Origin of the sequence: Streptomyces sp. f51, from assembly GCF_037940415.1 — a bacterium.
Taxonomy (GTDB): domain Bacteria; phylum Actinomycetota; class Actinomycetes; order Streptomycetales; family Streptomycetaceae; genus Streptomyces.
Genome location: NZ_CP149798.1, coordinates 4352907 through 4378061, shown reverse-complemented (window position 1 = coordinate 4378061; position 25155 = coordinate 4352907). Strand labels below are relative to the sequence as shown.

General features: G+C 68.7%; 18 protein-coding genes and 1 tRNA gene. 5 read left to right on the top strand and 14 right to left on the bottom strand.

Going from position 1 to position 25155, the window contains the following annotated elements; genetic code table 11:
* Positions 1-68: 68 nt before the first annotated feature.
* From fusA to rpsL, 3 genes are read right to left on the bottom strand one after another with little or no spacing between them, the layout of a single operon-like run.
* Positions 69-2198 (bottom strand): elongation factor G, encoded by a 2130-nt coding sequence (gene fusA, locus WJM95_RS19160; RefSeq protein ID WP_339130934.1) that lies wholly within the window; start codon positions 2196-2198, stop codon positions 69-71.
* A gap of 39 nt (positions 2199-2237) precedes the next feature.
* Positions 2238-2708: a 30S ribosomal protein S7 gene (gene rpsG, locus WJM95_RS19155; protein WP_003992340.1), complete on the bottom strand. Its 471-nt coding sequence runs from the start codon at positions 2706-2708 to the stop codon at positions 2238-2240.
* Between the two features lie 2 nt (positions 2709-2710).
* Complete coding sequence (gene rpsL / locus WJM95_RS19150) at positions 2711-3082, bottom strand: 30S ribosomal protein S12 (protein ID WP_003948652.1); 372 nt, start codon at positions 3080-3082, stop codon at positions 2711-2713.
* 431 nt (positions 3083-3513) lie between these two features.
* On the opposite strand from rpsL, the gene WJM95_RS19145 reads away from it, so the two are divergent.
* The 5 genes from WJM95_RS19145 to WJM95_RS19125 all read left to right on the top strand — a co-directional run bounded on the left by WJM95_RS19145 (position 3514) and on the right by WJM95_RS19125 (position 10480).
* Entirely contained in the window at positions 3514-4227 is a 714-nt protein-coding gene (locus WJM95_RS19145) for a Crp/Fnr family transcriptional regulator (RefSeq protein WP_339130933.1), read from the top strand.
* A gap of 216 nt (positions 4228-4443) precedes the next feature.
* Positions 4444-5331 carry a hypothetical protein gene (locus WJM95_RS19140; RefSeq protein WP_339130932.1) on the top strand — a complete coding sequence of 296 codons (888 nt, stop codon included), beginning with the start codon at positions 4444-4446 and terminating at the stop codon, positions 5329-5331.
* Positions 5328-7505 carry a hypothetical protein gene (locus WJM95_RS19135; RefSeq protein ID WP_339130931.1) on the top strand — a complete coding sequence of 726 codons (2178 nt, stop codon included), beginning with the start codon at positions 5328-5330 and terminating at the stop codon, positions 7503-7505. The genes WJM95_RS19140 and WJM95_RS19135 overlap by 4 nt, the downstream gene beginning before the upstream one ends.
* Positions 7506-7508: 3 nt before the next feature.
* A complete protein-coding gene (locus tag WJM95_RS19130) occupies positions 7509-8960 on the top strand; it encodes a PE-PGRS family protein (protein ID WP_339130930.1) in 1452 nt (483 codons plus the stop codon).
* Positions 8961-9052: 92 nt separating this feature from the next.
* A complete protein-coding gene (locus tag WJM95_RS19125) occupies positions 9053-10480 on the top strand; it encodes a M48 family metalloprotease (RefSeq protein ID WP_339130929.1) in 1428 nt (475 codons plus the stop codon).
* 86 nt (positions 10481-10566) lie between these two features.
* Here WJM95_RS19125 and WJM95_RS19120 read toward each other — a convergent pair whose 3' ends face one another.
* The 11 genes from WJM95_RS19120 to WJM95_RS19070 all read right to left on the bottom strand — a co-directional run bounded on the left by WJM95_RS19120 (position 10567) and on the right by WJM95_RS19070 (position 25077).
* Positions 10567-14466 (bottom strand): DNA-directed RNA polymerase subunit beta', encoded by a 3900-nt coding sequence (locus tag WJM95_RS19120; RefSeq protein WP_339130928.1) that lies wholly within the window; start codon positions 14464-14466, stop codon positions 10567-10569.
* A 114-nt stretch (positions 14467-14580) separates the two neighbouring features.
* Complete coding sequence (gene rpoB / locus WJM95_RS19115; protein ID WP_339130927.1) at positions 14581-18066, bottom strand: DNA-directed RNA polymerase subunit beta; 3486 nt, start codon at positions 18064-18066, stop codon at positions 14581-14583.
* Positions 18067-18714: 648 nt separating this feature from the next.
* Positions 18715-19095 (bottom strand): 50S ribosomal protein L7/L12, encoded by a 381-nt coding sequence (rplL, locus tag WJM95_RS19110; protein WP_328449285.1) that lies wholly within the window; start codon positions 19093-19095, stop codon positions 18715-18717.
* 109 nt (positions 19096-19204) lie between these two features.
* Complete coding sequence (gene rplJ, locus WJM95_RS19105; protein ID WP_037627039.1) at positions 19205-19735, bottom strand: 50S ribosomal protein L10; 531 nt, start codon at positions 19733-19735, stop codon at positions 19205-19207.
* A gap of 322 nt (positions 19736-20057) precedes the next feature.
* Positions 20058-20918: a DUF1396 domain-containing protein gene (locus WJM95_RS19100; RefSeq protein WP_339130926.1), complete on the bottom strand. Its 861-nt coding sequence runs from the start codon at positions 20916-20918 to the stop codon at positions 20058-20060.
* Between the two features lie 140 nt (positions 20919-21058).
* Positions 21059-22006 carry a hypothetical protein gene (locus tag WJM95_RS19095; RefSeq protein WP_339130925.1) on the bottom strand — a complete coding sequence of 316 codons (948 nt, stop codon included), beginning with the start codon at positions 22004-22006 and terminating at the stop codon, positions 21059-21061.
* Positions 22007-22221: 215 nt separating this feature from the next.
* Positions 22222-22947 carry a 50S ribosomal protein L1 gene (rplA, locus tag WJM95_RS19090; RefSeq protein WP_328449291.1) on the bottom strand — a complete coding sequence of 242 codons (726 nt, stop codon included), beginning with the start codon at positions 22945-22947 and terminating at the stop codon, positions 22222-22224.
* 94 nt (positions 22948-23041) lie between these two features.
* Positions 23042-23476: a 50S ribosomal protein L11 gene (gene rplK, locus WJM95_RS19085; RefSeq protein WP_261705301.1), complete on the bottom strand. Its 435-nt coding sequence runs from the start codon at positions 23474-23476 to the stop codon at positions 23042-23044.
* Positions 23477-23669: 193 nt separating this feature from the next.
* On the bottom strand, positions 23670-24536 hold the full coding sequence (nusG, locus tag WJM95_RS19080) for a transcription termination/antitermination protein NusG (RefSeq protein WP_339130924.1): 867 nt from the start codon (positions 24534-24536) through the stop codon (positions 23670-23672).
* A 77-nt stretch (positions 24537-24613) separates the two neighbouring features.
* The gene (gene secE, locus WJM95_RS19075) at positions 24614-24895 is read right to left on the bottom strand and encodes a preprotein translocase subunit SecE (RefSeq protein WP_153289137.1); all 282 of its coding nucleotides are present in this window, start codon (positions 24893-24895) and stop codon (positions 24614-24616) included.
* 109 nt (positions 24896-25004) lie between these two features.
* Positions 25005-25077 (bottom strand) — tRNA-Trp (locus tag WJM95_RS19070).
* Positions 25078-25155: the final 78 nt, after the last annotated feature.

The window sequence follows — 25155 nt, the reverse complement described above, 5'->3', positions numbered from 1 at the left end:
CCGGGGTTTTCCCTTCCGGGTGAGCCCCGGCGGTCGGTGTCAAGCCTAAAGCGTGTAAACGGGGTGTGTTACTCGCCCTTGGCCTTCGCGATGATCTCCTCGGCGACGTTCCGGGGAACCTCGGCGTAGGAGTCGAACTGCATCGAGTAGCTGGCGCGACCCGACGTCTTGCTGCGGAGGTCTCCGACATAGCCGAACATCTCCGAGAGGGGCACGAGGCCCTTCACGACGCGAGCGCCGCTGCGCTCCTCCATGGCCTGGATCTGGCCACGGCGGGAGTTGAGGTCGCCGATGACATCGCCCATCGACTCCTCGGGCGTGGTGACCTCGACGGCCATCATCGGCTCGAGGAGCACGGGGGACGCCTTGCGCGCGGCCTCCTTGAACGCCTGCGAACCGGCGATCTTGAACGCGAGCTCGGAGGAGTCGACCTCGTGGTAGCCACCGTCGAGAAGAATGACGCGGACGCCCGTCATCTCGTAGCCGGCCAGGATGCCGAACTGCATGGCCTCCTGCGCACCGGCGTCCACCGACGGGATGTACTCCCGCGGGATACGGCCACCGGTCACCTTGTTCACGAACTCGTACGCCGGACCGTCGGTCTCGGTGATGGGCTCGATCGCGATCTGCACCTTGGCGAACTGACCGGTACCACCGGTCTGCTTCTTGTGGGTGAAGTCGTGACGCTCGACGGTCTTGCGGATCGTCTCACGGTAGGCGACCTGCGGCTTACCGACGTTGGCCTCGACCCTGAACTCACGCTTCATACGGTCGACCAGCACCTCGAGGTGCAGCTCGCCCATACCGCCGAGGATGGTCTGGCCGGTCTCCTCGTCCGAGTGAACGTGGAAGGAGGGGTCCTCCTCCGCGAGACGCTGGATGGCGACACCCAGCTTCTCCTGGTCACCCTTGGACTTGGGCTCGATGGCGACCTGGATGACCGGCGCCGGGAAGTCCATGGACTCCAGGATCACCGGGTTCTTGTCATCGCAGAGCGTCTCACCGGTCGTGGTCTGCTTCAGACCCATCACGGCGACGATGTCGCCGGCGCCCACCGCCTCGATCTCCTCACGCTTGTTCGCGTGCATGCGGTAGATCTTGCCGATGCGCTCCTTCTTGCCCTTGACGGAGTTCAGCACGGCAGTGCCGGTCTCCAGGCGGCCCGAGTAAACCCGGACGAAGGTGAGCTTGCCGAGGTGCGGGTCGCTCATGATCTTGAACGCGAGGGCGGACAGCGGCTCGTCCTCGGACGGCTTGCGCTTGACGACCAGCTCCGGGTCCTTCACGTCGTGGCCCTCGATGGCCTCGACGTCAAGCGGAGTCGGCAGGTAGCGCACGACCGCGTCGAGCAGGGGCTGAACGCCCTTGTTCTTGAACGCGGTGCCACAGAACACCGGGGTGACCGTGACGCCGTCGGACTTGCCGGACGCGATGGTGACGCGACGGATCGCGGCGTACAGCTGCTCCTCGGTGGGCTCCTGGCCCTCCAGGAACAGCTCCATGATCTCGTCGTCGTGCTCCGCGACGGTCTCGACCAGCTTGCCGCGGTACTCCTCGGCAGCCTCGGCGTGCGTGGCCGGGATGTCGACGACGTCGTACATCTCGCCCTTGGCGGCCTCGGCGGACCACACGAGCGCCTTCATGCGGACCAGGTCCACAACGCCCTTGAAGTCCATCTCGGCACCGATCGGGAGCTGCATGATGATCGGGACGGCGCCGAGGCGGTCCTTGATCATGTCCACGCAGCGGTGGAACTCGGCGCCGGTGCGGTCCAGCTTGTTCACGAAGCAGATGCGCGGCACGCCGTAACGGTCGGCCTGACGCCACACCGTCTCGGACTGCGGCTCGACACCGGCGACACCGTCGAACACCGTGACGGCACCGTCGAGGACGCGGAGCGAACGCTCCACCTCGACCGTGAAGTCGACGTGCCCCGGGGTGTCGATGATGTTGATCGTGTAGTCGTCGTCCTCAAGCGGCCAGTGACAGGTGGTGGCAGCAGAGGTGATCGTGATGCCACGCTCCTGCTCCTGCTCCATCCAGTCCATGGTGGCGGCGCCGTCGTGGACTTCACCGATCTTGTAGCTGACGCCGGTGTAGAAGAGGATCCGCTCGGTGGTGGTCGTCTTGCCCGCGTCGATGTGAGCCATGATCCCGATGTTGCGGACCCTGGCCAGGTCAAGTGAAGTGGTAGCCATAAGGCTTCAGTCTTCTCTCGGTCTCGATGTGGGTAGCGACTACCAGCGGTAGTGCGCGAAGGCCTTGTTGGACTCGGCCATCTTGTGGGTGTCCTCGCGCTTCTTCACAGCGGCACCAAGGCCGTTGGAGGCGTCGAGAAGTTCGTTGAGCAGACGCTCGGTCATGGTCTTCTCGCGACGGGCGCGGGAGTAACCGACCAGCCAGCGCAGCGCGAGCGTGTTGGCGCGACCGGGCTTGACCTCGATCGGGACCTGGTACGTCGCACCACCGACACGGCGGGACTTGACCTCGAGGGTCGGCTTGATGTTCTCCAGCGCGCGCTTCAGCGTGATGATCGGGTCGTTGCCCGTCTTCTCACGCAGACCCTCCATGGCGCCGTAGACGATGCGCTCGGCGGTGGAGCGCTTGCCGTTCAGCAGCACCTTGTTGATGAGGGAGGTCACCAGAGGGGAACCGTAGACCGGGTCGATGATGACCGGGCGCTTCGGGGCGGGGCCCTTACGAGGCATTTCTACTTCTCCTTCTTGGCGCCGTAGCGGCTGCGGGCCTGCTTGCGGTTCTTGACACCCTGGGTGTCGAGCGAACCGCGGATGATCTTGTAACGAACACCAGGCAGGTCCTTCACACGGCCGCCGCGCACGAGCACGATGGAGTGCTCCTGCAGGTTGTGTCCCTCACCCGGAATGTAAGCCGTGACCTCGATCCCGCTGGTCAGACGCACACGCGCGACCTTACGCAGGGCCGAGTTCGGCTTCTTCGGGGTGGTCGTGAACACACGCGTGCAGACGCCGCGACGCTGGGGCGAACCCTCGAGTGCGGGCGTCTTGTTCTTCTCGACCTTGTCCTGCCGGCCCTTCCGGACCAGCTGCTGGATCGTAGGCACTACTTCTCCGGTTTCTGTGTGCCGAATGGTGAAGCTAACCTGGAACGCCACCGACCCACGCGGTCGGGTGTGTCGAATACTGACGACCCCCCGCCGTGAGGCGAAAAGGGCGCAGATTGCGGTGGCCGCTTACGGCTCCCCTTGCGGTCTGAAGGCACGCACGAGAGCCAGGGCACACCCCAGGCACAAGGTAAGAGCGTACCTACCTCACGGACTTCGGTCAAAACAAATGCCGTGGTGCCCGACACGCCGGACTTCTCCCGATCCATTCTCGGGGCACTTCACACTTGGCGCAGCTTGTCATCGGTTCCGCGATGAAAGCCCACGATCGGCTCCGTACCGCACACACTGGGTGAGGACGTCGACCCGTTGCCGCACTCCGGTCACTGTGCGTGGGCGACGGGGCCGATCGGGGGACGGGGGATGGACTCATGGCGGCTGGATCCGCGGCTGGACCGTCGGGCGAGGACGAGAGTCTGGACGACCGGGTGCCGTTCCTGGCCCGGCTGGAGAGCGCCGACCGCTCCGCGCTGCTGGCCCTCGGCCGCGAGCTGTCCTTCACGCCCCGCATGGTGCTCCTGCACCAGAGCGAGCCCTCCTCGCACGTGCTGATCGTGACGCACGGCTGGACGAAGGTGACGGCCGCCGCCGCCAACGGCTACGAGGCGCTGCTCGCGCTGCGCGGCCCCGGTGACATCGTCGGGGAGTCCGCCGCGCTCACCGGCCGGCCGCGCTCCGCGACGGTGACGGCCCTGGAGCCGGTCCGCACGGTCGCGCTCGTACGGGAGCAGTTCAGGGACTTCCTCGCCCGCTCCCCCTCGGTCTCCTTCGCCCTCCTCGGCCTCACCTCCGACCGCACCCGCGCCGCCGACCGCCGCCGGCTGGAGTTCGCCTCCATGAGCGTGCGCGAACGCTTCGCCGCGCTCCTGCTGGACCTGGCCCGCACGAACGGGCGCCGCACCGAGGAGGGGGTCGAGCTCTCCGTCCCGCTGAGCAAACAGGAGCTGGCGGGCTCCGTGGGCGCGTCCCGGGAGATGGTCCAGCGCCTGCTGAAGGAACTGCGGGAGCGGGAGGCGGTGCTGACGGGCCGCCGGACCATGGTGATCCTGCGCATGGACGTCCTGAGGCGGATCGCCCGGGGATGAACCGGCAGCGCGTACCGGTGCCGGGACCCGACGGCCCGCACGGGTGTCAGGACCCGTACCGCCGGGGCTCCCGTGACGCGGGACCACCGGGGCTCCCGTGACGCGGGACCGCTTCTGTGCACACGGTCACACTTCAAGTGGGACATCCGCCCTCACACCCGGCCCACCGGTGACGCCAACCTGCATGCCAGGCGAGGCCCCCACCGAAAGGCGACCATGACCGACCCCGTGAGCCGGACGATCCTCCTGCTGGACATCGAGAAGTACAGCGACCGGGACGACGTGGAGCAGGCCTACCTGCGCCGGATGCTGTACGACATCACGGACCGCGCGCTGGAGAGCGCCGGCATCGACGAACGGCTGCGGCTGCGCGCGGACCGCGGCGACTCGGTGATGGAGCTGATCGACGCCAACGCCTCCGTCACGGCGCTGCTGCGCACCCTGCTCACCGAGGTGCCCGAGCTGCTCCGCGCGGTCAACCGGACCGCGTCCAGCTCGGCCCAGATCCGGCTGCGCGGTGTCGTCGCCACCGGGTACGTCGCCGTCGACGAGCACGACGGCTGGGTCGGCTCCGACCTCAACCACGCCTGCCGGCTCCTCGACGCCCAGCTGCTGCGCACGGCCCTGCGGGAGCGGCCGGACGACTTCGCCCTGTGCGTCTCCGAGAGCGTGCACGCGGGCATCGTGCGGCACGACCACCAGGGCATCCCGGCGCACGGCTTCCACCCGGTGACGGTGGACAGCAAGAACGGTCCCCTGCGGGCCTGGCTGCACGGCCCGGTCCCGCACGGGGCGGACGACCACGGTGAAACAGGGGGAGCCCCGGCGCCGGACTGCTCGGGGGAGAGCCCGGCGCCGGGGGCGGCCCCCCACGAAGCCCGGACGGAGCCTTCCGGGCAGCGGACCGAACCCGCGGGACCCCGGCCGGAGCCCCCGGCCCCGCAGCCGAGAGCGGCCGCGCCCGCCGCCGGCGTCGTCTTCGACTTCGGCGGCGGCTCCCCCAGCTTCGGCGGGAGCCTCGTCGCCGGGGACCAGCACGGGGTGTCGGGCGGACAGGTCACCGGAGACGTCCACCTGGGCAGGAGCGGGGGCGAGCCCGCGTGACGGCGCCCGCGCCCGCCCGGGGCGGCTTCGACGACGTACCACCGCCGGACGCGCCCCGGCCCGGAGGGGCGCACCCGGACTCCGGAGAGGTCCTCGACGCGGGCGAGCCCGAGGAGGAGTCACGGGAGGCCGGGGCCGCGCAGCGCGAACTCGTCGCGCACACCCCGGGATTCATCTTCGGCGAGGCCGCGTCCTTCGGCGGCAGCGCGGTCGCCGGGTCCCAGCACGGGGTGTCGGCGGGCGGCTCGGCCCGTGACGTGTTCCTGGGCGGCAAGACGGAGATCCACCACCACGGGACGGCCGCCTCGGCCGCGTACGTCTCCGGCGAGATCCCCCGCAGGCGGCTCGACGAGCTCGCCGCGGTCTTCGTCGAGGGTCCCTCCTTCGCCGCCGCCCTGGCCCGGCTGCGCGACGAGCGCGTCCTCGTCCTCACCGGCGCCCACTCCACCGGCCGCCACGCCGCCGCGCTCATGCTCCTGCACCACCTGGGCGTGCCCGCCGTGCACGCGCTGTCGGCCGAGACCGGACCGGCGAACCTGGGCGCCCAGCTCACCGCGCCCGGCGGCCACGTCCTGCGCGATCTGCCGCTGAGCCGCAACCGCCCGCTGCGCGACACCCATCTGTACGCGGCCCGCGACCGGCTCGCGAAGACCGGCGGGTACCTGGTCGTGACCCTGGAGAACTCCCCCTTCCTGCGGGGAGTCGCCCCCTCCGCCTGGGAACCCCCCGGGGCGGCCGAGGTACTGCGCGCCCACCTCCACGGCCTGCGCGAGGAGCCCGGGGACGTCACCGGCCTGCTCGCCCTCGGCCCCGTCCGTGACTTCCTCGCGCGCGGCGCCCACCGCCCCGCCGAGGTGGCCCGGTTCGCCGCCGAGGTCGCCCGCTACGACGGCGGCGAACAGGCGGCGGCCCGCCTCGCCGACTTCGGGCACGCGGCGGTCGAGCGGCAGTGCCGGGAATGGCTCGGCGACCCCGAGTCCACCCTGCGCGACAAGGCGTTCCTGATCTCGCTCGCCGTCTTCGACCAGGCGCCCTACGTGCTCGCCGCCGAACTCGCCGACCGGCTCTACGTGCACTTCCAGCGGCTCCAGCACCCCGAACAGCCGCCGGAGATCCCGGTGTTCGGGCTCGCGGCGGAGACCCGGCTGGAGCGGGCGTGGGCCGAGGGCGAGGTACGGGTCGAGACCACCAAATGGGGCGCGGTGCCGCAGTACACGGCCCGCTTCAAGAAGGAGAACACCCCTCGGGTGCTGCTCGGCGAGGTCTGGACGGGCCATCCGTCGGCGCGGCCCGCGCTGGTCTCCTGGCTGAAGGAGCTGGCCCACGACCGGCGTCCGGTCGTACGGACCCGGGCCGCCGCGGCCGCCGCGCTGCTGGCCCACGCCGACCTGCCCTCAGCGATGGAGCTGCTGATCGACGGCTGGGCGGTGTCCAAGACGTCCGGCTCCCGGCTCACGGCCGCGAACACGCTCACGCTCGCCCAGTTCCTCGACACCCCCGTCGTCCTGCGCCTGCTCACCCAGTGGTGCACCGACACCCACTGGGCCCGCCGCTGGACCGCGATCCGCGCCTTCGGCCTGCTCACCCCGCTGCGCCCCGACCTCGCGGCCCCGGCGCTGAGCGCGCTCGCCGCCCGTGCCCGTGCGGGCGGGGGCGCCAAGACCGAGTCGGACAACCTGGTCGACTCGACGGCCCTGCTGCTCTCCGTGGGCGCCCGGCGCGGCGAGATGCTCTCCGAGCTGGTGCGCCTGCTCCACCACGACACGCCCTCGGTCCGCACCCTCGCGCTGGCCGCGTTCGTGCGGGCCTGCGACAGCGCCGAGGAGGGCGCCCTCGTCGAGTGGTACGCCGACACCGGCATGTACGAGCCGGACTCCGCCCGCGACCTGGCCGCCCTGTGGCGGACCTCGCTCGGCGACCGCGGGCAGACCCGTGGCGCCCTGGCCGCCCTGCACACCTGGGTCCGGCTGGCCGAGCACCGCGCGGACGTCGCCCAGGCCCTGGAACTGCTGCTGCCCGCGCTGGTCGTCACGGCGGACGACCGCAGGCGCCTGAGCCACGAACTGGCCGGCCTGCGCACCCCGGACGGCGCCCGCCCGCCCCTGGCCGACCGGCTGCTCGGCCTCCTGATCCCCTCCACCCCAGATACGTCCAGAGATCCATCGAGGAGTTGACCCATGGCGGAGTTCCGCCGTCAGCCGGAGTGGCAGCAGGACGCCAACCGGCACACCGCGCTCATCGACCCGGTCCTCACCGTGCGGCCGATCGCGCGCTTCGACTACACCGTCCGCCGCGCGGTCAACGCGATCGACCACGCGCTGGTCTTCGTCACCGCGAAGGGCGAGTACGACGTCTACACCCCGCCGCACCGGCCCAGCCGCGCGGACGCGGCCACCCGCCGCTACACCTCCGTCTACGAGGTGGACATGGGCAGCCACCCCGTCCAGCTCGCGCTGGAGGTGCCGAGCGACGACGACGCCTTCTGCTTCGGCGCCACGGCCGATCTGACCTGGCGGGTCGCGGACCCGATCGCCTACGTGGCGAGCGGCGAGCGTGACGTGCCGACCCGGCTCACCCGCGAGCTGCACCAGCTCGCGCGGCCGGTGAGCCGCGCGTTCTCCATCGAGGACAGCCCGGCGGCCGAGCGCGCGGTCCAGCGGGCCGTGGAGGCGGGCGGCTTCGCCGCGGGCATCGGGCTCGCCGTGACCTGTGCCGTACGCCTGCGGCTGGACGACGAGGCGATCGCCCACCGGCGGCGGCAGCGGAGTCTGCGCTACGAGTCCGACATGCTCGACCCCGAGCACGAGTTCCGCCTGCGGCTGGCCCGCCAGCAGCACGAGCTGGAGATGCTGCGCCAGCAGCAGGACCACCATCTGATCGCCGAGAAGATCAACTTCTACCAGTACCACCTCCAGCACGGAGGGGTCGCCGCCTGGGCCCTGCACCTGTCCCAGCACCCCGAGGACACCAAGATGGTCGTCGGGTCCATCCAGAAGGACCAGCTGTCCCTCATCCGGGGCCAGCTCCAGGTCCTGGCCGGGGACACGCTGGAGGACTTCCAGAAGGCGGAGTCGGCGCGTTCGACCCTGCGGGCCGTCGACGAGCTGATCCAGCAGCAGACGCCTCCAGGGCCGCGGGACGGGCAGGGGGCACTGCCCGCCGGTGCGCCGCCCGGACCGCCGCAGACACCGCCCCAGCCGCCGTATCCGGGCCAGTCCCCCCACCCCGGCCCGTCGGCCCGGGCGCCGTACGCGGGGACTCCGTACGACCGTCCCGCGTACGACGGCGGCAGGCCCCCGTACGACGGGCACTCCCCGTACGCGGGCGGCCAGGTGCCCTCCGCGGGACAGCCCCCGTACGACGTCACGGGCGCCGCGGGCGGTCCGCCGCCGTACGCCGGACAGCCGCCCCACGCGGACGGCGGGCTCCCCCACGCCGGAGGTCCGGACGCCCGGTCACCCGTGGTGCCGGGGTGGCCCGAGGGACCGGCGGGCCCGTACGGACCGCCCGCCGCGACGCCCTACCCCGCCGTGGGACCCGCGCCGGCCGTCCCTCCGATGCCCGGACGCCCCGACGACCCCCGGGCCTCCGCGCCGCCCGCCCCGCCGCCGGAGGGCGAGCCCGCGTGAGCACGCCCTCCTGGGCACCGCCGGCAGCCGCCGTCCCGCCGCTCACCGGCTGACGTCACCGCACAGCCACCCGTCCCACCGAAGGAGCCGTCATGTCCCAGCCTCCAGGCCCGGCCCACGAACCCCCGTACCCAGGAGCCCCGTACCCGGGGACTCCGTACCCGGGGACCCCGTATCAGGGGACCCCGTATCAGGGGACCCCGTATCAGGGGACCCCGTATCAGGGGGCCACCACCCCGCCGCCCGAGTACCCGGCGGCCTCCGCTCCCCCGCCGCAGTACCCCGGGGGTCCCGCACCCCAGTACCCGGGCTCGGCGGGCCCGCCCCCTCAGTACCCCGGCGGACCGGCGCCGCAGTATCCGGGAGCCCCGGGAGCCGCTCCCTCGTACCCGGAAGCCGGGAACCCCGCGCCGCACTACCCCGGGACCCCCGGCCCCGGCGGACCCGCGCCCCAGTACCCGGGCGCGGCGGGGCCCGGGCAGCAGCACCCGGGAGCCGAGCCGCGGTTCGCGGGGGCCCAGCAGGCCGAGGCGAAGCCGTTCGTGCCGCGGCAGGCCGTCGCGCCCGACGATCTCGACTACCGCCACCAGGGCTCACGCGTCCATCTGGCGAGCCATCAGCGCGGTGCCGACGCCACCGCCGTCGGACAGCTGGCCACCCAGATCCCCGGCGCCCTGGTGAGCCTCGCCGTGGTGTCGGCCCTCGCGCTGGGGATCTGCGGCACGGTCGTGGGCTGGCTGGTCGTCGTGGCCTGGGTGGCCTCCGGGGCCCTCGTCTTCCACCGGCCCACCGAGCTGCGCTTCGCCCGGCACGTGCTCAAGCTGCGGACGCCGCTGGCCGAGGAACGCGCCCGGCTGGAGCCGATCTGGCGCGAGGTCACCGCCCGGGCCGGGATCGAGGCGGACACCTACGAGCTGATGGTGGAGAACAGCGACGACCTGAACGCGGTCGCGGCCGCCGGACATGTCGTCGGCGTCACCACCTACTCCCTCAACAAGATCCCCAGCAGCAACCTCGCCGCCGTACTCGCCCATGAGCTCGGCCACCACACGGGCGGTCACGCCTGGGCCGGGCTGCTCGGCTACTGGTACTCGCTGCCCGGCCAGCTCGCCTGGGCCTTCACCCGCGGCATGGCCAGGATCGCGCTCGCCGTCGCCGGGGTCTTCTCCGCGGCGGCCACCGGACTGCTGATCCTGTTCATGGGGATGTTCGTGGTCGCCGGGTTCCTCGTCGCCTGGTACATCACCATCCCCCTCGTCATCGCGCCGTACCTGCTCGCGTGGGCCGGCCGCCTCGGCGAGCTACGTGCCGACCAGCAGGCCGCGGCCCTCGGCTTCGCCCCCGAGATGGCCGAGGTCCTGCACCACTTCCAGGCCGAGGAGGACGCGGCCAAGGCGGTTGCCGCCGGACAGGGCAAGAAGCTCCAGGAGCCCACCGGCCTGGCCAGGCTGCTGTCCACCCACCCCGACAACTACACCCGGCTGCGCGCCCTGGAGCCGTATCTCCGGCTCCCGCGCTGAGACCGGGACGGACACCGGGAACGCACGCCGGAAACGCCGAAGGGCGGTCACCCCCCACCGGGGATGACCGCCCTTCGTACTACCGCTTACTGGTTGTACGGACCGTAGTCGTAGTCCTCCAGCGGGACGGCCTGGCCGGAGCCGGTGCCGAACGGCGAGTAGTCGATGTCGTCGTAGCCGACGGCCGAGTACATCGCGGCCTTGGCCTCCTCGGTCGGCTCCACCCGGATGTTGCGGTAGCGGGACAGACCCGTACCGGCCGGGATGAGCTTACCGATGATGACGTTCTCCTTGAGGCCGATGAGGCTGTCGGACTTGGCGTTGATCGCCGCGTCCGTCAGAACTCGGGTCGTCTCCTGGAAGGAGGCGGCCGACAGCCAGGACTCCGTCGCCAGCGAGGCCTTGGTGATACCCATCAGCTGCGGACGGCCGGAGGCGGGGTGACCGCCCTCGGTGACCACACGACGGTTCTCGGTCTCGAACTTCGAGCGCTCGACCAGCTCGCCGGGCAGCAGCTCCGCGTCGCCCGACTCGATGATCGTCACACGGCGCAGCATCTGCCGGATGATGATCTCGATGTGCTTGTCGTGGATCGACACACCCTGCGAGTTGTAGACCTTCTGGACCTCGCCGACCAGGTGGACCTGGACGGCACGCTGACCCAGGATGCGCAGCACGTCGTGCGGGTTGGTGGCACCCACGGTGAGCTTCTGGCCCACCTCGACGTGCTCGCCCTCGGACACCAGCAGACGGGCGCGCTTCGAGATCGGGAACGCCGTCTCGTCGCTGCCGTCGTCCGGGGTGACGACGAGCTTCTTGGTCTTCTCGGTCTCCTCGATCCGCACGCGGCCGGAGGCCTCGGAGATCGGGGCGACACCCTTCGGCGTACGGGCCTCGAAGAGCTCGACGACACGGGGCAGACCCTGGGTGATGTCGTCACCGGCCACACCACCGGTGTGGAAGGTACGCATCGTCAGCTGGGTACCGGGCTCACCGATGGACTGGGCGGCGATGATGCCGACCGCCTCACCGATGTCGACCAGCTTGCCGGTGGCCAGCGAGCGGCCGTAGCACATGGCGCAGGTGCCGACGGCGGACTCACAGGTCAGGACCGAACGGGTCTTGACCTCCTCGATGCCGTGCTTGACCAGCTCGTCGATGAGGACGTCGCCGAGGTCGGTGTTGGCCGGGGCCAGCACCTTGCCGTCGACGGTGATGTCCTCGGCCAGCGCACGTGCGTACACGCTGGTCTCGACGTTCTCCGTCTTGCGCAGCACGCCGTCCTCGCCGCGCTCGGCGATGGCCAGACGCAGACCGCGGTCGGTGCCGCAGTCCTCCTCGCGGATGATGACGTCCTGCGAGACGTCCACCAGACGACGGGTGAGGTAACCCGAGTCGGCGGTACGCAGGGCGGTGTCGGCCAGACCCTTACGGGCACCGTGGGTGGAGATGAAGTACTCCAGCACGGACAGACCTTCACGGAAGGACGCCTTGATGGGACGCGGGATCGTCTCGTTCTTGGCGTTCGACACCAGACCACGCATACCGGCGATCTGACGCATCTGCATCATGTTGCCTCGGGCGCCCGAGTTCACCATCATCGAGACCGGGTTGGTCTTCGGGAAGTTCGCGTTCATCGCCTCGGCGACCTCGTTGGTCGCCTTGGTCCAGATCGCGATGAGCTCCTGCGTGCGCTCTTCCTTGGTGATCAGACCACGCTCGTACTGCTTCTGGACCTTCTCGTCCAGGTCCTCGTAGCCCTTGACGATCGCGCGCTTCGCATCCGGAACGACGATGTCGGAGATGGCCACGGTGACGCCGGAACGGGTCGCCCAGAAGAAGCCCGCGGACTTCAGGTTGTCGAGCGTCGCCGCGACGATGACCTTGGGGTAGCGCTCGGCGAGGTCGTTGACGATCTCGGAGAGCTGCTTCTTGCCCACCTCGTAGTCGACGAACGGGTAGTCCTCGGGCAGCAGCTCGTTGAAGAGCGCGCGGCCCAGGGTCGTCCGCAGGCGGAAGGTGTCACCCTGCTGCCACTCCGGGTCGCCCTCCTCCTGCGCCGGCGGGGTCCAGCCGCGCGGCGGGATGGTGCCCACCGGGAAGCGGATGTCCACGCGGGACTGGAGGGAGAGCTCGCCGGCGTCGAACGCCATGATCGCCTCGGCGACGGACGCGAAGGAGCGCTCCTCGCCCTTGACGTTGCGCAGGTCGCCGTCGGTGGTCAGGAAGAACAGACCGAGGACCATGTCCTGGGTCGGCATCGTGACCGGGCGGCCGTCGGCCGGCTTGAGGATGTTGTTCGAGGACAGCATCAGGATGCGGGCCTCGGCCTGCGCCTCCGCGGAGAGCGGCAGGTGCACGGCCATCTGGTCACCGTCGAAGTCCGCGTTGAACGCGGTGCAGACGAGCGGGTGGATCTGGATGGCCTTGCCCTCGACCAGCTGGGGCTCGAAGGCCTGGATGCCGAGGCGGTGCAGCGTGGGCGCACGGTTCAGCAGAACCGGGTGCTCGGCGATGACCTCTTCGAGGACGTCGTACACGACCGTGCGGCCGCGCTCGACCATCCGCTTGGCGCTCTTGATGTTCTGCGCGTGGTTCAGGTCGACCAGGCGCTTCATCACGAACGGCTTGAAGAGCTCCAGCGCCATGGCCTTCGGCAGACCGCACTGGTGCAGCTTGAGCTGCGGACCGACGACGATCACGGAACGCGCGGAGTAGTCCACACGCTTGCCGAGCAGGTTCTGACGGAAGCGACCCTGCTTGCCCTTGAGCATGTCGGACAGCGACTTCAGCGGACGGTTGCCGGGGCCCGTGACCGGGCGACCACGACGGCCGTTGTCGAAGAGCGCGTCGACGGCCTCCTGGAGCATGCGCTTCTCGTTGTTCACGATGATCTCGGGGGCACCGAGGTCGAGAAGGCGCTTCAGGCGGTTGTTGCGGTTGATCACACGGCGGTACAGGTCGTTCAGGTCTGAGGTCGCGAAGCGGCCACCGTCCAGCTGCACCATCGGGCGAAGGTCCGGCGGGATGACCGGCACGCAGTCCAGGACCATGCCCTTGGGGCTGTTGCTGGTCTGGAGGAACGCGGAGACGACCTTGAGGCGCTTGAGCGCACGGGTCTTCTTCTGGCCCTTGCCGGTGCGGATGATCTCGCGGAGGCGCTCGGCCTCCTCGTCGAGGTCGAAGGACTCCAGGCGCTTCTGAAGCGCCGCGGCACCCATCGAACCGTCGAAGTACGTGCCGAAGCGGTCACGCAGCTCGCGGTAGAGGAGCTCGTCGCCCTCCAGGTCCTGGACCTTGAGGTTCTTGAAGCGGGTCCACACCTCGTCGAGACGGTCGATCTCGCGCTGCGCGCGGTCGCGCAGCTGCTTCATCTCACGCTCGGCACCCTCGCGCACCTTGCGGCGCACGTCGGCCTTGGCGCCCTCGGCCTCCAGCTCGGCCAGGTCGGTCTCGAGCTTCTTGGCACGGGCCTCGAGGTCGGCGTCGCGGCGGTTCTCGACCTGCTGGCGCTCGACGGAGACGTGGGCCTCCAGCGAGGGCAGGTCGCGGGTGCGGCGCTCCTCGTCGACGTACGTGATCATGTACGCGGCGAAGTAGATGACCTTCTCGAGGTCCTTCGGGGCGAGGTCGAGCAGGTAGCCAAGACGCGACGGAACGCCCTTGAAGTACCAGATGTGGGTGACGGGAGCGGCGAGCTCGATGTGGCCCATCCGCTCACGGCGCACCTTGGCGCGCGTGACCTCGACGCCACAGCGCTCACAGATGATGCCCTTGAAGCGGACACGCTTGTACTTGCCGCAGTAGCACTCCCAGTCCCGGGTCGGACCGAAGATCTTCTCGCAGAAGAGTCCGTCCTTTTCGGGCTTGAGGGTGCGGTAGTTGATGGTCTCGGGCTTCTTGACCTCGCCGTGGCTCCACTGACGGATGTCGTCAGCGGTGGCCAGACCGATCCGGAGCTCATCGAAGAAGTTGACGTCGAGCACTATGCGTCAATCCCTCTCAGGGTTGTAAGTCTTAGGGGTCTGATACGGGGGTCCTGGGGCCGGCGGGCCTTGATCACCTTTTCCACAGGTGGCCAAGGCCCGGCCGGACTCCCGTCAGACCTCTTCGACGCTGCTCGGCTCGCGCCGGGACAGGTCGATGCCGAGCTCCTCCGCCGCGCGGAAGACGTCCTCGTCGGTGTCGCGCATCTCGATGGACATGCCGTCCGAGGACAGCACCTCCACGTTGAGGCACAGGGACTGCATCTCCTTGATGAGCACCTTGAAGGACTCGGGGATGCCGGGCTCGGGGATGTTCTCGCCCTTGACGATGGCCTCGTAGACCTTCACGCGGCCGGTCACGTCGTCGGACTTGATCGTCAGCAGCTCCTGGAGGGCGTAAGCGGCGCCGTACGCCTCCAGCGCCCACACCTCCATCTCACCGAAGCGCTGGCCACCGAACTGAGCCTTACCACCCAGCGGCTGCTGGGTGATCATCGAGTACGGACCGGTCGAGCGGGCGTGCAGCTTGTCGTCGACCAGGTGGTGCAGCTTGAGGATGTACATGTACCCGACCGAGATCGGGTCCGGGAACGGCTCGCCGGAGCGGCCGTCGAACAGCCTCGCCTTGCCGGACGGGAGGACCAGACGGTCACCGTCGCGGTTGGGCAGGGTGTGCTCGAACAGGCCCGCGAGCTCGTCCTCGCGCGCACCGTCGAAGACCGGGGTGGCGACGTTGGTCCGCGGCGGGACCTGGTCGGCACCGATGGCCTGGAGGCGCTGCGCCCAGTCGTCCGCGAGACCGGAGACGTCCCAGCCGCGGCTGGCGAGCCAGCCGAGGTGGATCTCCAGTACCTGTCCCGGGTTCATTCGGGACGGGACACCGAGCGGGTTGAGGATGATGTCGACCGGGGTGCCGTCCTCCAGGAACGGCATGTCCTCGATCGGCAGGATCTTCGAGATGACACCCTTGTTGCCGTGACGGCCGGCGAGCTTGTCACCGTCCGTGATCTTGCGCTTCTGCGCCACGTAGACACGAACCAGCTGGTTCACGCCCGGGGGCAGCTCGTCGCCCTCTTCACGGTCGAAGACGCGGACACCGATGACCTTGCCGATCTCGCCGTGCGGGACCTTCAGGGAGGTGTCGCGGACCTCGCGGGCCTTCTCACCGAAGATCGCGCGCAGCAGGCGCTCCTCCGGCGTCAGCTCGGTCTCACCCTTGGGCGTGACCTTGCCGACGAGGATGTCGCCGGCGACGACCTCGGCACCGATACGGATGATGCCGCGCTCGTCGAGGTCGGCGAGGACCTCCTCGGAGACGTTCGGGATGTCCCGGGTGATCTCCTCGGGGCCCAGCTTGGTGTCACGGGCGTCGACCTCGTGCTCCTCGATGTGGATCGAGGAGAGGACGTCGTCCTGCACGAGGCGCTGCGACAGGATGATCGCGTCCTCGTAGTTGTGGCCTTCCCACGGCATGAACGCCACGAGCAGGTTCTTGCCGAGGGCCATCTCGCCGTCCTCGGTCGCGGGACCGTCGGCCAGGACCTGGCCCTCGATCACGCGGGCGCCCTCGTCCACGACAACCTTCTGGTTGACGGAGGTGCCCTGGTTCGACCGGGAGAACTTGTGCAGGCGGTACGTGGTGTACGTGCCGTCGTCGTTGGCGGTGGTGATGTAGTCCGCGGAGACCTCCTGGACCACACCGTCCTTCTCCGACTTCAGGACGTCACCGGCGTCGACCGCGCAGCGGTACTCCATGCCGGTGCCGACCAGCGGCGCCTCGGACTTGATGAGCGGAACGGCCTGGCGCATCATGTTCGCGCCCATGAGGGCACGGTTGGCGTCGTCGTGCTCCAGGAACGGGATCATGGCGGTCGCGACCGACACCATCTGGCGCGGGGAGACGTCCATGTAGTCGACGTCGTCACCGGGGACGTAGTCGACCTCTCCGCCACGACGGCGGACCAGGACGCGGGACTCCTCGAAGCGGAGCTCGTCCGTCAGCGGCGCGTTGGCCTGCGCGATGACGAACCGGTCCTCTTCGTCGGCCGTGAGGTAGTCGACCTCGTCGGTGACGACACCGCCGGTGACCCGGCGGTAGGGCGTCTCGACGAAACCGAACGCGTTCACGCGGCCGTAGGAGGCGAGCGAGCCGATCAGACCGATGTTCGGGCCTTCAGGGGTCTCGATCGGGCACATGCGGCCGTAGTGCGAGGGGTGCACGTCACGGACCTCGAAGCCGGCCCGCTCACGGGAGAGACCACCCGGGCCAAGAGCCGACAGACGGCGCTTGTGGGTGAGACCCGACAGCGGGTTGTTCTGGTCCATGAACTGCGACAGCTGGCTGGTGCCGAAGAACTCCTTGATGGAGGCGACGACCGGCCGGATGTTGATCAGGGTCTGCGGCGTGATCGCCTCGACGTCCTGGGTCGTCATGCGCTCCCGCACGACGCGCTCCATACGAGCCAGACCCGTGCGGACCTGGTTCTGGATGAGCTCGCCGACGTTGCGCAGACGACGGTTGCCGAAGTGGTCGATGTCGTCGGTCTCGACAACCATCGAGGTGCCGTTGTCACCAACGGTCTCGGTCTCACCGGCGTGCAGCTTCACCAGGTACTTGATCGTCGAGATGATGTCCTCGACGGTCAGGATCCCGGCGTCGAGCGGGGCGTCGCCGCCCAGCTTCTTGTTGACCTTGTACCGGCCGACCTTGGCGAGGTCGTAGCGCTTCGGGTTGAAGTAGAGGTTCTCCAGAAGCGTCTGCGCGGCCTCACGGGTCGGCGGCTCGCCCGGACGCAGCTTGCGGTAGATGTCCAGCAGCGCGTCGTCCTGGCCCTGGGTGTGGTCCTTCTCCAGGGTGGCGCGCATGGACTCGTACTCGCCGAACTCCTCGAGGATCTGCTCGGTGGTCCAGCCGAGAGCCTTCAGGAGAACGGTGACGGACTGCTTGCGCTTGCGGTCGATGCGGACACCGACCATGTCGCGCTTGTCGATCTCCATCTCCAGCCAGGCACCCCGGGAGGGGATGACCTTGGCCGAGAAGATGTCCTTGTCGGACGTCTTGTCGATGGAGGAGTCGAAGTAGACACCCGGCGAGCGGACCAGCTGCGACACGACGACACGCTCGGTGCCGTTGATGACGAAGGTGCCCTTGTTGGTCATGAGCGGGAAGTCGCCCATGAAGACCGTCTGGGACTTGATCTCGCCGGTCTCGTTGTTGGTGAACTCGGCGGTGACGAAGAGCGGGGCCGCGTACGTGAAGTCGCGGTCCTTGCACTCGTCGATGGAGTTCTTCGGGGGCTCGAAGCGGTGGTCGCGGAACGTCAGGGACATCGACCCGCTGAAGTCCTCGATCGGGGAGATCTCCTCGAAGATCTCCTCCAGACCGGACTTGGTGGGGACGTCCTGTCCGCTGTCCAGAGCCGCCTCGACACGAGCCTTCCACGCGTCGTTGCCGAGCAGCCAGTCGAAGCTCTCGGTTTGCAGCGCAAGAAGGTTCGGAACCTCGAGGGGCTCCTTGATCTTTGCAAAGGAGATGCGCAGCGGGGCGGTGCTGGCGCCGTTGTTCGTATTCGCGGTCGAGGCAGTGCGCGAGGCGGCCAAGAGGGGGTCCTTCCGAGGGCTCGGACTCACTACGCGCGTACCGGTCCCATGTCGGACAAAGCGTCGGGCCGTTCCCGATCCGGCCGAATGAAGGCCAGGTCAGAGATGGTCCAACCGTCGATGCTCAAACACGGGTATGCCCCTGGTGACGGGCAGGAGGCAGCTAACAGGCAGCGCAAAGGGTCAGTGTAGCCACTAGGCCCACTGATGTCCAGTCCCTGTTTTTTGAGACTCTCACTGTTCTCAACACCTGCGGCAAGCCACGCCCTCAATGCACATCGATACTGCCCTCTTCGTCAGCGATCCATGCCTCGGATACGGATCGTTGTGACGACGCGTCCTGAGAATTGCGCGCTGCGTGCGGTTCGTCAAGGCCCCCCATGCCCAAAGCAAGTGCCGCGATCGTCACGTGCGGCCCGTCTTGCAACCCGTCCCTCTGCCTGTCACAGGGCGGCCGGAGGCACAACGAAGATCACCATACTCGTCGCGGCCCGCAGCGCAAGGCTGCCGCTTCAGGCCCCTGGAAGGATCCCCTGAACGCCGAAGAGCGACCACCCAGTTGGGTGATCGCTCTTCGGTGCGTCAGCGTTACAGCGCTACGGGAGCGGCTGTGACAGCTTCACAGGAGTCCTCGGGGGACTCGTCGAGTTACTTGACCTCGACGGAGGCGCCGGCGCCCTTGAGGGACTCGGCAGCCTTCTCGGCGGCCTCCTTGGCGACCTTCTCGAGGACGGGCTTCGGAGCGCCGTCGACGAGGTCCTTGGCCTCCTTCAGGCCCAGCGAGGTGAGCTCACGCACGACCTTGATGACCTGGATCTTCTTCTCGCCGGCACCCGTGAGGATGACGTCGAACTCGTCCTGCTCCTCGACGGCCTCGACGGCGGCGGGGCCGGCCGGACCGGCAACGGCGACCGCGGCGGCGGCGGTGACGTCGAACTTCTCCTCGAAGGCCTTCACGAACTCGGCGAGCTCGATGAGGGTGAGGTTCTCGAACTGCGCGAGCAGCTCTTCCTGGGACAGCTTCGCCATGATGGCGTCCTTCCACTAATTCGGCAGGTGCCGGATGTACTGGTGAGGCGGGCGTACGTTCGGCCCGCTACGACCGTCGCCTCAGGCGGCGGTCAATGCGCGAGCCGAATTACTCGGCACCGCCCTGCTCGGCCTGCTTGACACGAAGCGCCTCCGCGGTGCGGACGAACTTCGAGGGCAGGGCCTGGAAGAGGCGAGCAGTCTGCGTCTGCTTGCCCTTGAAGGCACCCGCCAGCTTGGCGAGCAGAACCTCGCGGGACTCGAGGTCCGCGAGCTTCTTGATCTCGTCGGCGGACAGCGCCTTGCCGTCAAGGACACCGCCCTTGATGACGAGGTTCGGGTTGTCCTTGGCGAAGTCACGAAGACCCTTCGCCGACGTCACCGGGTCACCGGAGATGAAGGCGACCGCCGTCGGACCGTTGAACAGGTCGTCGAGCGTCGAGATCCCGGCCTCGTTGGCCGCAATCTTGGTCAGCGTGTTCTTCACCACGGCGTACTGGGCGTCTTCACCGAGCGAACGGCGCAGCGTCTTGAGCTGCGCCACGGTGAGACCCCGGTACTCGGTCAGCACGGCGGCGTTCGAGCTGCGGAACTGGTCCGCGAGCTCGGCTACCGCGGCAGCCTTGTCGGGCCTTGCCATAGAGCGTCGGCCTCCTTCCGGGTGATGAGGACCGCTCAGAAGGGGCCACAACAAAAACGCCCCGGCGCAGGCGCACGGGGCGTAGCTCGACCGGATTCCTCCGTGCGCTGGGCGCACGAACTCCGGGAACACATCCACGATCACCTGCGCGGGTCGTCCGCGATGCGGATCCTTCGGTCACCCTGCCCTCTTGCGAGAACGTGGCAACGACCAGCGGTCTTTGGCTTCTCGAGGAGCGTACGTGAAGGGGACGCCGTCAAGCAAATCCGGCCGAACGGCCCTGCTCCCGACGCCCTTCCCCGTCCGGCCGGGGCGGTGCGGATCAGCCCTGCCGGGCGTTCTTCATCATCCCGGCGAGGTCGACGGTGTCCTTGGCGGGCGGGGCGGTCACGGTCACGGGCTTGTTGAAGTCCAGGAAGGTGACGGTCATGTCCAGCGGGCCCTTGTCGGCGGTCCCCCGCATCCGGAACTGCTTGGTGTGGTCGGCGCCGTCGATCCACATGTCCATCGTGAGCGCGTCGATGCCCATCTTCGTGTACTGGTCGAGGGCCTTCTCGCGCTTCTCCCGGGTGGCCTTGTCCTGGTTCTTGAGCGACTTGCGGAAGGCGTCCAGGGGGATCGTCCCCTTGTAGTGCGTGGTCCTCACGCCCCCGACGGTCTCGGTGCCGACCTTCTTCACGTTCTTGGAGCCGGTGAGGAAGGTGGACTCGGTGGCGGGGTTCTTGTCGGTCTGCCCGCCGCCCAGCTGGTCCGTGTTCAGCTCCTTGTCGGCGCCCAGGGCGGCCAGGTCGAACTTGATCCAGCTCTTGCCGTCCATCTCCTTGGCGGCCTTGAGGCCCCCGCCGATGTACATCGCCTTGCCCACGAGCCGGATCTCGACCGGACCGTCGGTGGCCTGGTCCTTGGCGGTCATCTTCATGCTCATGGCCAACGGCTTCATGCTCATCGCCGCCTCACCGCTGATGCGGCCCTCTCCAGGGACCTCGCCCTTCATCCGGTAGTGGAGCGAGGTGATGTCCTCGGTCTTCTTCGCCGCCTTCGCCACGGCCGCGGCGGGCGTGAGCGCGGGCGACTCCTCCCCCGCCCCCTTCGAACAGCCCACGACGCCCCCGCCGAGGACCAGGGCCGCGAGGGCCGCCCCGGTCGCCCTGCGCCGTACCGCGTCGTTCACAGACAGCTTCAAGGTTCCCCCCAAGGAACAGATGCACGCTTCACGGATTCGGCGCGAGCGTAGCCCAGGAGAGCTGGACGATCACCTGGGTTTCCGCTCGACTCCGTTGTGTGCGAGGGGCCTTGGGGAGGAGCCGGACGGCGGCGAGAGGCTCAGGAAGGGGAGCCGCTTCCGGAACCGGTCGCGGTGTCCCCGCTGCCCGGCGTCACGCCCTGCGCCTTCAGCAGGTCCTTGAAGTCCTCGGTGTCACCGGCCGGAGGCGCGGCGGCGGAGACCTTCACCCCGTAGTCGCTGTAGTACGTCGTGGAGGACATCGTGCCGGTCGTCATCGCGGCCTTGGAGACCGCCTTGACGAGCAGGTCCTTGCCGTCGACCCAGATGTCCACGTCCTCGGTCGTGATGCCGGCCGTGGTGAGCTGCTTCTTCATGTCGGAGAGCTGGCTCGCGGTGAGGTGGGAGCTCCGGGCCGCGAGGTCGGTCACGTCCACCGTGCCCGCGTAGTGCGTGGTCCGCCGGCCTCGGACGGTCTCCTCGCCGACCTTCTTGACGTCGCCGGAGGCCAGCAGGAGCTTCACGGACTGGTTCGGCGAGCTGTTCTGCATCTGGTCCTTCAGAAGCGCGCCGGAGCCGCCCCCGAGCTTCGCCAGGTCGTCGTAGCCGTAGCGGATCCAGTGCTTGCCGCCGGCCTGCCGGGCGAAGGCGTCGCCCATCTTCGCGTAGTAGGCGTCGGACAGATAGCGGGCCTCCATGGAGTCGCTGCCCATCTTGCGCATCGTCTCGGCCATCGTGCCGCCGGTGTAGGTGATCGTCATGTCGCCGGTGAAGCCGTCGCCCCAGGCCATGGCGCCGCCCGACTTCATGGACATCAGCGTGCCCATCGTCGTCGTGGACTCGATCCTCGCGGAGTCGGCGCCGTCGGTGGACTTCTCCGCCGAACGCAGGGCCGCGATGGGGCTGACCCGGGTGGCGCTCCTGTGTCCGGCCTTGTCGCCGCTGCCCGAACTCCCTGAGGAACCCGAGGAGTTGCAGGCCGCGACCCCCGCGAGCGCGGTCGCCGCCGCGATCGAGACCGTCAGCCGACGCGCCATGGTGCTCTTCATTCGCCCCACCCCTATGAGAACTCTGTGAACCTCACGCTAGCGCGGCCCACTGACACCCGTACCCGGATTCCCGGCCGGGACGACCGCCCCGGAGAGGCCCCCGGGCGTCACCGCGAGAGGACCTCCGGACATGAGGACGGGCCCCGCACCTCGAAAGGTTGCGGGGCCCGTTCAGATACGCGTGCGCGACGCGGTCACCGGGGTGAGCGAATGGCTCAGACGGCGGCCGGGTCCTCCTCGACGAGGAGGTTGCGGGTGCGGTTCGGGTCGACGGGAACGCCGGGGCCGATCGTCGAGCTGATCGCGGCCTTCTTGATGTAGCGACCCTTGGCGGCCGACGGCTTCAGACGAAGGATCTCGTCGAGCGCGGCGCCGTAGTTCTCCACCAGCTTGGTGTCGTCGAAGGACACCTTGCCGATGATGAAGTGCAGGTTCGAGTGCTTGTCGACGCGGAACTCGATCTTGCCACCCTTGATCTCGGTGACAGCCTTGGCGACGTCGGGGGTCACGGTGCCGGTCTTGGGGTTCGGCATGAGACCACGGGGACCGAGCACGCGGCCGAGGCGGCCGACCTTGCCCATGAGGTCCGGGGTGGCGACGACGGCGTCGAAGTCCAGACGGCCCTTCGCGACCTCGTCGATCAGTTCGTCGGAGCCGACGATGTCGGCGCCCGCGGCCTCCGCGGCCGCAGCACGGTCACCGGTCGCGAAGACCAGGACCCGGGCGGTCTTGCCGGTGCCGTGCGGCAGGTTCACGGTGCCACGGACCATCTGGTCGGCCTTGCGCGGGTCGACACCCAGGCGGAAGGCGACCTCGACGGTGCCGTCGAACTTGCTCGTGGAGGTCTCCTTGGCGAGACGGACGGCCTCGAGCGGGGCGTAGAGCTTGTCCCGGTCGACCTTGGCGTCCGCAGCGCGGAGAGACTTGCTGCGCTTGCTCACTACTGCTCCTGATGTGTTCTGAGGAGTCGTGGTGCGGGCCGAGCAGGCCCTGCCACGTGCGGCCGAGGCCGCATGGTTCCTGTGAAGGTGGGTGTCAGCCCTCGACCGTGATGCCCATGGAACGGGCGGTGCCGGCGATGATCTTCGCAGCGGCGTCCAGGTCGTTGGCGTTGAGGTCGGGCATCTTGGTCGTGGCGATCTCGCGGACCTGCGCCTGGGTGATCTTGGCGACCTTGGTCTTGTGCGGCTCGCCGGAGCCCTTCTCGACACCCGCGGCCTTGAGGATCATCTTGGCGGCCGGCGGAGTCTTGGTCACGAAGGTGAAGGAGCGGTCTTCGTAGACCGTGATCTCCACCGGGATGACCCAGCCACGCTGCGACTCGGTCGCGGCGTTGTAGGCCTTGCAGAACTCCATGATGTTGACGCCGTGCTGACCGAGCGCGGGGCCGACCGGCGGGGCCGGGTTCGCCGCACCGGCGTTGATCTGGAGCTTGATGAGCCCCGTGACCTTCTTCTTCTTGGGAGGCATTCCGGGTCCTCTTTCGTTTTCGCCTTCCTACGTCCGAGTCGCCCCGGACGGCTGCCTTCAACGGAGGAAATGATCCGGATGAAGGCATACCGCACAACGATAACGGGTATCCATGCGCGGCTAAAAACCGAGCAGGTCAGACCGGCTGTGACAGCCCGTCTGACCTGTTCGGAAGACGTACGTCCAGAAGGTGTCAGTTCTTCTGGATCTGGTCGAAGGAGAGCTCGACCGGGGTCTCGCGGCCGAAGATCTCGACGAGGCCCTTGACCTTCTTCGAGTCGGCGTTGATCTCGTTGATGGTGGCCTGGAGGGTGGCGAACGGACCGTCGGTGACGGTGACCGAGTCGCCGACCTCGAAGTCCAGCACCTGGACCTCGACCTTGCGCTGCGGCGCGGGCTTGCCCTCGGCCTCGGCGGCCTCGCGGGCGGCCTTCTCCTCGGCCTCCGGGGCGAGCATCTTGACGATCTCGTCCAGGGTCAGCGGGTACGGGTCGTAGGCGTTGCCCACGAAGCCGGTGACGCCGGGAGTGTTGCGGACGACACCCCAGGACTCGTTCGTCAGGTCCATGCGGACCAGGACGTAGCCCGGGAGCTTGTTCTGCTTGATCGTCTTGCGCTCGCCGTTCTTGATCTGCGCGACCTCTTCCTGCGGCACCTCGGCCTGGAAGATGAAGTCCTCGACGTTCAGCGAGACGGCACGCTGTTCGAGGTTGGTCTTCACGCGGTTCTCGTAGCCGGCGTACGTGTGGATGACGTACCACTCGCCGGGGAGCAGGCGCAGTTCCTCGCGCAGGGCGGTGACGGGGTCGACGGGCTCGGCCTCGACTTCGGGCTCGGCCTCCTCGGAGGCGTCCTCGTCCTCGACGTCCTCGTCCGTGGCGTCCTCGACGTCCTCACCGGACTCGTCCTCGACGTGCAGGGCCGCTTCCTCGGCGTTCTCGCCGGCGGCGGCATCGGCAGCCTCGAACTCGTCCACGACGTCCGCTCCCTCGACGATCTCGAGCTCGTCGTCAACGGACTCGACCGACTCGGAGGCGTCGTTCAGGTTCGGGTCAGACACGGTGGCTGCTTCTTCCTGGTTACATGGGGGTGGAACGCGCGAAAGGGGCGCCGGTGACGGCGCCCTTCGCTCTCGGCTCAGCCGAAGACGTACTTGGCGGCGTGGTTGAGCCCATAGTCAATCACGGTGACCAGGCCGATCATGATGACGACGAACACAATCACCACTGTGGTGTACGTCGTCAGCTGATTGCGAGTCGGCCAGACAACCTTCCGGAGTTCCGCGACGATCTGGCGGTAGAAGGTGGCAAGGCGCTTCAGCGGGCCCTTCTTGGCACGCTTACCGCCCTTGCGGGCCTTCTTCTTGGACTCCGGCGCCTCGGCATCAGGCATGTCGATGGAGCCCACGGCGTCCGTCACTCGTCCTCACCTGATTCCCGGGTCGTGACCGTGCCGCGCCCGGTTGAGCCGCACGGCGGTGCATTGCAGTACGTACATGCGCACACATCCTGGCGAAAGGTGTGTGAAGCAGGGCCGGAGGGACTTGAACCCCCAACCGCTGGTTTTGGAGACCAGTGCTCTACCAATTGAGCTACGACCCTTTGTCATCCCCAACGTACCGCATCCGACCGGGTGCTCGGTGTGCACCGGTTGAGTGCGGCCGGTGAAGGCCAACGAGG

Excerpts from the sequence above, each read along its gene's own strand:
- fusA (WP_339130934.1), bottom strand. The coding sequence starts at position 2,198 with ATGGCTACCACTTCACTTGACCTGGCCAGGGTCCGCAACATCGGGATC.
- rpsG (WP_003992340.1), bottom strand. The coding sequence starts at position 2,708 with ATGCCTCGTAAGGGCCCCGCCCCGAAGCGCCCGGTCATCATCGACCCG.
- WJM95_RS19145 (WP_339130933.1), top strand. The coding sequence starts at position 3,514 with ATGGCGGCTGGATCCGCGGCTGGACCGTCGGGCGAGGACGAGAGTCTG.
- WJM95_RS19140 (WP_339130932.1), top strand. The coding sequence starts at position 4,444 with ATGACCGACCCCGTGAGCCGGACGATCCTCCTGCTGGACATCGAGAAG.
- WJM95_RS19130 (WP_339130930.1), top strand. The coding sequence starts at position 7,509 with ATGGCGGAGTTCCGCCGTCAGCCGGAGTGGCAGCAGGACGCCAACCGG.
- WJM95_RS19125 (WP_339130929.1), top strand. The coding sequence starts at position 9,053 with ATGTCCCAGCCTCCAGGCCCGGCCCACGAACCCCCGTACCCAGGAGCC.
- rplL (WP_328449285.1), bottom strand. The coding sequence starts at position 19,095 with ATGGCGAAGCTGTCCCAGGAAGAGCTGCTCGCGCAGTTCGAGAACCTC.
- rplJ (WP_037627039.1), bottom strand. The coding sequence starts at position 19,735 with ATGGCAAGGCCCGACAAGGCTGCCGCGGTAGCCGAGCTCGCGGACCAG.
- WJM95_RS19095 (WP_339130925.1), bottom strand. The coding sequence starts at position 22,006 with ATGAAGAGCACCATGGCGCGTCGGCTGACGGTCTCGATCGCGGCGGCG.
- rplK (WP_261705301.1), bottom strand. The coding sequence starts at position 23,476 with ATGCCTCCCAAGAAGAAGAAGGTCACGGGGCTCATCAAGCTCCAGATC.